The sequence below is a fragment of the Flavobacterium sp. LM5 genome, assembly GCF_002017945.1.
GTDB classification, from domain to species: Bacteria; Bacteroidota; Bacteroidia; order Flavobacteriales; family Flavobacteriaceae; genus Flavobacterium; species Flavobacterium succinicans.
Genome location: NZ_MUFX01000061.1, coordinates 1 through 4,223 on the forward strand (window position 1 = coordinate 1; position 4,223 = coordinate 4,223).

Sequence of the window (4,223 nt, forward strand, 5' to 3'; positions counted from 1 at the left end):
ACAGTAAGTGTAAAAAAATACTTGAATCTAATTTGGTTTTTTTTCAAAAGAAATACGGCCATGGTGTAGTTGTGGGTACAGCTTCACTAAAGTTGAAAACAAAGAAAGGAATGGACACAATTACGCTTCCCGATGATTTAAGTTTAGAGGATTTACAACCCGTTGGTGTTTTTGACTACTGTAGTTCAAAAGTAATTTCTAGGCAACAAATTATTCTAAATCAAAACACATTTAGTTTTTTAATAGAGGGAACCAAAGAAGTTGTTTTTGATAATTCTTCGTTATCAATTGACAATTCAAAATTTCTGATAATGAAATCGGGACATTGTTTAATGACTGAAAAGCTTTCAGAAAGTAGTAATTACAGAAGTGTTCTTATGTTTTTTACAACGGAAGCCTTATCAAAATTTGTACTTAAATATGAATTAGATAAAAACGAACCTACTAAATACAAATCTGTTTTTTCATTTGAAAACGATCGATTTGTTCAAGGTTATGTGAGTAGTTTACTAGTTATTTCTAAACTTCCAAAGAACATACAATTGAAATTACTTAAAGTAAAGTTTGAAGAGATAATGCTTTATTTGATTGGGATTTATGGTACAGAATTTTTGTATTCATTGTTAGAAAAAAGTAGTGACATAACCCAAAAGTTCATTAAAACTATTGAAGCGAATTGTTTTAAAAAGATGGCAATAAAAGAATTAGCCTTTTTATGTAGCATGAGTGTGTCTACTTTCAAACGAGAATTTGAAAAACAGTATGCAGAATCGCCTATAAAATGGTTTTTGAACAAAAGGTTGGAGTATGCACAACATTTACTCAAAGAAGAACAAAAAAAATCGTCAGAAATATATTTAGAAGTAGGATATGAGAGTTTATCAAGTTTTATTCAGGCTTATAAATTGAAATTCGGAATTACGCCTAAACAACAGTATAAAAATTGAACTTTTGTCAACAGTTTTCGAACGTTAATCTTTAATTTAATCGGTAGTGTTGCTCTTAACTTTGCATTATATTATAAGATTTACAAAAATGAAAAAAACAAATTTAATTTTAGTACTGTTCTTGCTTTTAGGAACCTCTGTTTTTGGACAAAAAACATTTTCTCTATCCAGTAAAAATTTGGGAGGATCAACCACTAAAACACAAGAATTTAATGGATTTGGCTGTTCGGGAGACAACGAATCACCACAGTTGTTTTGGGAAAATGCACCTGAAGGAACAAAGAGTTTTGCTGTTACAATGTATGATCCTGATGCTCCAACTGGAAGTGGTTTTTGGCATTGGGTTGTATTTGATATTCCTGAAAACATAAACGAATTGGTGACTAACGCAGGTAATGTTAAGCTTAATTTGGCTCCAAAAGGGGCTATACAAAGCAAAACGGACTACGGAATTAATGGCTTTGGTGGTCCTTGCCCACCTATCGGACACGGTTTTCATCAGTACATTATAACAGTTTATGCCTTAAAAACGGACAAATTGGGGCTTGATGCAAATATTAATCCTGCTGTTGTTGGCTTTTATCTTTGGAACAACACTCTTGCAAAAGCGAGTATTGTAGCATATTACAAGCGAGACAATTAGTACTGGAAAAGTAGTGTACACAAAAGGGTTGTAAGAGAAGCAGATTTTGTTATCGTTTGCTTTGTATTTTGGGAGTTCTTTTCTAGCTTCTTATCGCTGTAAAATGCTCTTTGAGTTATAACTAATTGTATTGAATTTTTTGAATGGGATTGTTGTACTTAAAACGACGATCCAATTTTGTGAATGTATTCTTTAATACAAGTAAAATTTGGGTGCATTTCGTTTTTTATTTTTTCGTTACAGTACAACGTTTTGGTATGAGAAGCAATAGCGGTCACTTTGGTAAAAGTTCTTTTTTTAAGGTGCAAAAAGGCTAATAAAGCATCCATTTTCCATGCTATAGAAGTTAAAAAAGGACTGGCGTATAACGTCGGTCTTTTTGTTTTTAGAGCATCGGCAATTTCAAACAAGATCGTTTTAAGCCCAAGGTTTTGCTGACCAAGGTCAAGGTGCAGCTTTATTTCACTGTACAACAGTCGCTTCTTCATTAAGCGGTTACATCAGGGTTATGTATGCAGTGCACTGCAACTAGTAAGCCCGTGGTACCCAAAGTATGAAGAAGCGACTGTTTGTACAGCTGAGAAAGTGCGCTTCACCTTGATTGCAGCAAAACCTGGGCTTCAAAACGATCTTGTTTGAAATTGCCGATGCTCTAAAAACAAAAAGACCGACGTTATACGCCAGTCCTTTTTTAACTTCTATAGCATGGAAAATGGATGCTTTATTAGCCTTTTGCACCTTAAAAAAAGAACTTTTACCAAAGTGACCGCTATTGCTTCTCATACCAAAACGTTGTACTGTAACGAAAAAATAAAAAACGAAATGCACCCAAATTTTACTTGTATTAAAGAATACATTCACAAAATTGGATCGTCGTTTTAAGTACAACAATCCCATTCAAAAAATTCAATACAATTAGTTATAACTCAAAGAGCATTTTACAGCGATAAGAAGCTAGAAAAGAACTCCCAAAATACAAAGCAAACGATAACAAAATCTGCTTCTCTTACAACCCTTTTGTGTACACTACTTTTCCAGTACTAATTGTCTCGCTTGTAATATGCTACAATACTCGCTTTTGCAAGAGTGTTGTTCCAAAGATAAAAGCCAACAACAGCAGGATTAATATTTGCATCAAGCCCCCAATTTGTCCGTTTTTAAGGCATAAACTGTTATAATGTACTGATGAAAACCGTGTCCGATAGGTGGGCAAGGACCACCAAAGCCATTAATTCCGTAGTCCGTTTTGCTTTGTATAGCCCCTTTTGGAGCCAAATTAAGCTTAACATTACCTGCGTTAGTCACCAATTCGTTTATGTTTTCAGGAATATCAAATACAACCCAATGCCAAAAACCACTTCCAGTTGGAGCATCAGGATCATACATTGTAACAGCAAAACTCTTTGTTCCTTCAGGTGCATTTTCCCAAAACAACTGTGGTGATTCGTTGTCTCCCGAACAGCCAAATCCATTAAATTCTTGTGTTTTAGTGGTTGATCCTCCCAAATTTTTACTGGATAGAGAAAATGTTTTTTGTCCAAAAACAGAGGTTCCTAAAAGCAAGAACAGTACTAAAATTAAATTTGTTTTTTTCATTTTTGTAAATCTTATAATATAATGCAAAGTTAAGAGCAACACTACCGATTAAATTAAAGATTAACGTTCGAAAACTGTTGACAAAAGTTCAATTTTTATACTGTTGTTTAGGCGTAATTCCGAATTTCAATTTATAAGCCTGAATAAAACTTGATAAACTCTCATATCCTACTTCTAAATATATTTCTGACGATTTTTTTTGTTCTTCTTTGAGTAAATGTTGTGCATACTCCAACCTTTTGTTCAAAAACCATTTTATAGGCGATTCTGCATACTGTTTTTCAAATTCTCGTTTGAAAGTAGACACACTCATGCTACATAAAAAGGCTAATTCTTTTATTGCCATCTTTTTAAAACAATTCGCTTCAATAGTTTTAATGAACTTTTGGGTTATGTCACTACTTTTTTCTAACAATGAATACAAAAATTCTGTACCATAAATCCCAATCAAATAAAGCATTATCTCTTCAAACTTTACTTTAAGTAATTTCAATTGTATGTTCTTTGGAAGTTTAGAAATAACTAGTAAACTACTCACATAACCTTGAACAAATCGATCGTTTTCAAATGAAAAAACAGATTTGTATTTAGTAGGTTCGTTTTTATCTAATTCATATTTAAGTACAAATTTTGATAAGGCTTCCGTTGTAAAAAACATAAGAACACTTCTGTAATTACTACTTTCTGAAAGCTTTTCAGTCATTAAACAATGTCCCGATTTCATTATCAGAAATTTTGAATTGTCAATTGATAACGAAGAATTATCAAAAACAACTTCTTTGGTTCCCTCTATTAAAAAACTAAATGTGTTTTGATTTAGAATAATTTGTTGCCTAGAAATTACTTTTGAACTACAGTAGTCAAAAACACCAACGGGTTGTAAATCCTCTAAACTTAAATCATCGGGAAGCGTAATTGTGTCCATTCCTTTCTTTGTTTTTCAACTTTAGTGAAGCTGTACCCACAACTACACCATGGCCGTATTTCTTTTGAAAAAAAACCAAATTAGATTCAAGTATTTTTTTACACTTACTGTG

The 4,223-nt window shown here is 32.7% G+C and carries 5 protein-coding genes and 1 pseudogene; 3 read left to right on the forward strand and 3 right to left on the reverse strand.

The window, feature by feature from the left end; all coding sequences use genetic code 11:
* Nucleotides 1–110: 110 nt before the first annotated feature.
* Complete coding sequence (locus tag BXU11_RS17545; protein WP_078212719.1) at nucleotides 111–947, forward strand: AraC family transcriptional regulator; 837 nt, start codon at nucleotides 111–113, stop codon at nucleotides 945–947.
* Between the two features lie 88 nt (nucleotides 948–1,035).
* Nucleotides 1,036–1,590, forward strand: coding sequence for a YbhB/YbcL family Raf kinase inhibitor-like protein (locus BXU11_RS17550; RefSeq protein WP_024981892.1), 555 nt, complete (start codon nucleotides 1,036–1,038; stop codon nucleotides 1,588–1,590).
* A 158-nt stretch (nucleotides 1,591–1,748) separates the two neighbouring features.
* On the opposite strand, the gene BXU11_RS17555 is transcribed toward BXU11_RS17550, so the two are convergent.
* Entirely contained in the window at nucleotides 1,749–2,078 is a 330-nt protein-coding gene (locus tag BXU11_RS17555) for a hypothetical protein (RefSeq protein ID WP_139363556.1), read from the reverse strand.
* A 217-nt stretch (nucleotides 2,079–2,295) separates the two neighbouring features.
* Here BXU11_RS17555 and BXU11_RS17970 point away from each other — a divergent pair, with 217 nt between their 5' ends.
* Nucleotides 2,296–2,472, forward strand: a complete 177-nt coding sequence (locus BXU11_RS17970) for a hypothetical protein (protein ID WP_189318571.1) — start codon at nucleotides 2,296–2,298, stop codon at nucleotides 2,470–2,472.
* A 158-nt stretch (nucleotides 2,473–2,630) separates the two neighbouring features.
* Here BXU11_RS17970 and BXU11_RS17560 read toward each other — a convergent pair.
* Both BXU11_RS17560 and BXU11_RS17565 read right to left on the reverse strand, forming a co-directional pair.
* Nucleotides 2,631–3,186 (reverse strand): annotated as a pseudogene (locus BXU11_RS17560) (YbhB/YbcL family Raf kinase inhibitor-like protein).
* Nucleotides 3,187–3,274: 88 nt separating this feature from the next.
* Nucleotides 3,275–4,111, reverse strand: coding sequence for an AraC family transcriptional regulator (locus BXU11_RS17565; RefSeq protein WP_078212719.1), 837 nt, complete (start codon nucleotides 4,109–4,111; stop codon nucleotides 3,275–3,277).
* Nucleotides 4,112–4,223 lie beyond the last annotated feature (112 nt).